Here is a 3344-nt window from a genome sequence, read left to right as displayed (position 1 = left end):
CTGACCCCCTCGTTTTGAGGGGGTCAGGGCCGGATCGGCAGCACGGCGCGCACCTCGGTGCCGCCGGCGGCGCGCTCGGCGACGGTGACCTCGCCGCCCAGTTCGCTCGCCGTGTCCCGGATGAGCTGGAGTCCGAGATGCCCGGTCGTGCCGCAGGCGGTACCCGGTCCCCTGCCGTCGTCCGTCACCACGACCAGCAGTCGGTCCTGGCTGCCGGTGACGTCGATCCAGGCCTGGTCCGCCCGGGCGTGCTTGAGGATGTTGGTCACGCACTCCCGGGTGCAGCGGTAGGCGGCGGCGGTCAGGTCCGGCCCCAGCGCGGCCCGCACGTCGACGGTCGTGGTGACGGCGATGCCCTCCCTGCGCAGGCGTTCGGCGAGCAGTTCGACCGCCTGCGGCAGGCCGTCCTCGGTCAGGTCCGGCGGGTAGATGTCCACCATCAGCGTGCGCAGCGAGCCGACGGCCCCGCGCAGCACCTCGGAGACCCGGTCGAGCATGCCGCCGGTCGCTTCCGGGGTGCCGGGCGGCAGGTCGGCCCGGACGGCCGCCAGCGCGTACCCGGCACCGGCGAGGTCCTGGACCACACCGTCGTGCAGGTCGCGGGCGATCGCGCGTCGCTCGCGCTCCGACGCGGTGAGCGCGTTGCGCAGCAGCCGGCTGCGCTCCGCGTCGGCCTGGCTGACCCGGCGCAGCAGCTGCACCGAGACCGGCAGTTGGGTGACCAGCAGAAGCAGCAGGGCCAGGACCGAGAACGGTACGAGGGTCCGCATCAGATCGTTGCGCGCGGCGGCCACCCGGTCGTCGGTGGAGTACACCTCCAGTGCCAGCCGTTCGCCGGACGCCAGGTCGAGGGGGACGTAGACCTCCACCAGTCGGCTGTCGCCGTGGGGTTCGGTGATGTTCTCCTCGTCGGACAGGTCGGAGAGGTCCGCCCAACTGGCCTGCTGGTCGATGGTCTTGCGCACGTCGTCGTTGAGGGGGAAGGACATCCCGATGGCGCGGTGCTCGTTGCTGTACAGCACCTCGCCCTGCCGGTTCCACACCTTCACGCGTACCACGCCGGCCTCGCTCTGCCGGGCCCGGACCGCCTCGTCGAGCTGCGCCTGTGCGGTGCTGTCGCCGCGGATCACGGCGGGCATGACCGGCTTGAAGATCACGTTGCCCATCAGCTGCGCGGACCGCGCGGCCTCGGCGAGCGCGGTCCGTTTGGCGATCGACTCGGCGGCGAGCACGGTGCCGGCGCCGACGACCGTGAAGGCACCCAGCCCGATCACGATCATCGCGATCACCGCGTGCCGGACGGTTCTGCTGCCTCCCTGCTCCGGTGCCGGGACCGCGTCCCCGCGGTCAGCCGTCACTGTGCGCCTCGACGAGACCGAGCTGCTGCGCCTTCACCACGGCCTGCAGCTGTGAGCGCACCCCGAGCTTGAGGTGGATCGACTTCACATAGCCGCGGCAGGTGTTGACGCTGATGCCCAGCAGTTTGGCGATCTCCGCCGGGGCCAGCCCCTTGCCCATCAGGGTGAGCACCTCGAACTCGCGGGCGGTCAGGCTGGCCACCGCGGGATCGTCCGTGACCCGTGGCCGGGGCGGCGGTTCACCGAACATGGACGCCGACACCAGCATCGATCCCTGCCGTACGGCGCGCAGGACGCTCAGCATCTCCTCCAGCGAACCGGACTTCGGCACGAACGCGCTCGCGCCCGCCTGCGCGGCGCGCACCACCCAGTCCGGCTCGCGGTGCGCGGAGACGATGACGACGATCGCGTCCGGCGTCGCCTCCCGGATCCGCCGGGTGACCTCGAGTCCGCTCTCCGCGCCGAGCGATATGTCCATCACGACCATGTCGGGTCGCTCCCTGGCCGCCAGCTCGACGGCCTCCGCCCCGGTGCCCGCCCAGCCCGCGCAGGCGAAGTCCGGCTGGGATCCCAGCGCGAACGCCAGCAGTTCCGCGAAGGTTCGGTGGTCGTCGACGATCAGTACCCGGGTCGTCGGCGAACCTTCTTGTTCCGGCATGTTCCCCCTACCTCGGCGAACCGCCACGGTGGCCGGATCGCGTATGCCATGGAACCACGGCACGAGTGAAGGAAACCACAGCCTGTGAAGGAATTGTGTCCTTGATCAGCGCCCGCTCCGCCCACGAAACATCCCGTTCTGGAGCGTTCCCGTCCACTTCCATGGGTCGTCATGGCCGAAAAACATCTGTCATGCAGCCACGACACGATCGAGGGAAAGTGCTGGTTGTGAAGGAAATGTGCCCGCATGCGCCGTCGACCCCTCTGGTTTGGGGATGGCTGATACGCGTGGAAACGGGCACCGTTGGACCATGCCGATTCGCCTGCTCGTCGTCGACGACCACCCGCTCGTGCGGGACACCCTGTCCGCCGCGCTCGGCCGCAGCGCGCTCGTGGACGTGGTGGGAGTGGCGTGCGACGGCGCGGAGGCCGTCGAAGCGGCGGTACGACTGCTGCCGGACGTGGTCCTGATGGACCTGGTCATGCCCGTCCTCGACGGAGCCGAGGCGACCGGACGGCTGCTGACGCTCCGTCCGGGGACCCGGGTCGTGGTGCTGACCTCCGCGGTCGGCGGCCGGCTGGAACGCGCGGCCCTCGACGCCGGGGCCGCCGTGGTCCTGCACAAGGACGCCGGGATCGACACGGTCCTCGACGCCATCACGGCGGTCTCCCCCGAAGGCGTGAAGCCCTGACGGGCGCGCGGGCCCGGTCCGGCCGGGCCCGCGCACCCGTCAGGGTCCGCCGGGCCGTGGCCACCAGCGCAGGATCACCCGCCCGGTCACCTTCGTGACGGGGACCGGTCCGAACTGCCGGGAGTCCTCCGAGTGCCGGCGGTTGTCGCCCAGCACGAAGACGGTGCCGTCCGGTACCCGCGCGGGCCCGAAGTACATCCCGTCGACGGTCTTCGGATCCACCGCCGGCTCCTCGACGGCACGGCCGTCGACCTCCAGCACACCGTCCTCGATCGCGACGGTGTCCCCGGCCACCGCCACGACGCGCTTGACCAGCGTCCCGCCGGACCCGTCGAACACCACGAGGTCGCCGCGCCGGGGCGGGGCGTCGCGGTACGCGCGCTCGTCGACGAGCAGATGGTCCCCGGCCAGCAGCGTCGGCTCCATGCTGGTCGACTCGACCCGTACCGGCTCCACCAGGAAGGTGCCGGCCACCAGAACCGCGGCCGGCACCACGAGCAGGGCGGCGGGGGGGGGGGGGGGGGGGGGGGGGGGCCGCCCCCCCCCCCCCCCCCCCCCCCCCCCCCCCCCCCCCCCCCGCCGCGCCCCCCCCCCCCCCCCCCCCCCCCCCCCCCCCCCCCCCCCCCCCCCCCCCCCC

At 72.6% G+C, this 3344-nt stretch carries 4 protein-coding genes; 1 reads left to right on the top strand and 3 read right to left on the bottom strand.

Annotated elements, in window-relative coordinates:
- Positions 1-23: 23 nt before the first annotated feature.
- Together ACZ60B_RS42765 and ACZ60B_RS42760 are read right to left on the bottom strand one after the other, a co-directional pair.
- The gene (locus ACZ60B_RS42765) at positions 24-1358 is read right to left on the bottom strand and encodes a sensor histidine kinase (RefSeq protein WP_469397444.1); all 1335 of its coding nucleotides are present in this window, start codon (positions 1356-1358) and stop codon (positions 24-26) included.
- Positions 1348-2016, bottom strand: a complete 669-nt coding sequence (locus tag ACZ60B_RS42760) for a response regulator (protein ID WP_469397441.1) — start codon at positions 2014-2016, stop codon at positions 1348-1350. Before ACZ60B_RS42760 ends, ACZ60B_RS42765 begins: the two co-directional genes overlap by 11 nt.
- A 310-nt stretch (positions 2017-2326) precedes the next feature.
- Between ACZ60B_RS42760 and ACZ60B_RS42755 the strand changes: the two genes are divergently transcribed.
- Positions 2327-2707 (top strand): response regulator, encoded by a 381-nt coding sequence (locus ACZ60B_RS42755; protein ID WP_469397437.1) that lies wholly within the window; start codon positions 2327-2329, stop codon positions 2705-2707.
- A gap of 39 nt (positions 2708-2746) precedes the next feature.
- Here ACZ60B_RS42755 and lepB read toward each other — a convergent pair whose 3' ends face one another.
- Positions 2747-3199 carry a signal peptidase I gene (lepB, locus tag ACZ60B_RS42750; RefSeq protein WP_469397435.1) on the bottom strand — a complete coding sequence of 151 codons (453 nt, stop codon included), beginning with the start codon at positions 3197-3199 and terminating at the stop codon, positions 2747-2749.
- Positions 3200-3344: the final 145 nt, after the last annotated feature.

The organism is Streptomyces sp. NPDC104096, assembly GCF_055584385.1.
The sequence above is the reverse complement of the archived record's forward strand: the minus strand, read 5'-3'. Positions and strand labels throughout refer to the sequence as shown.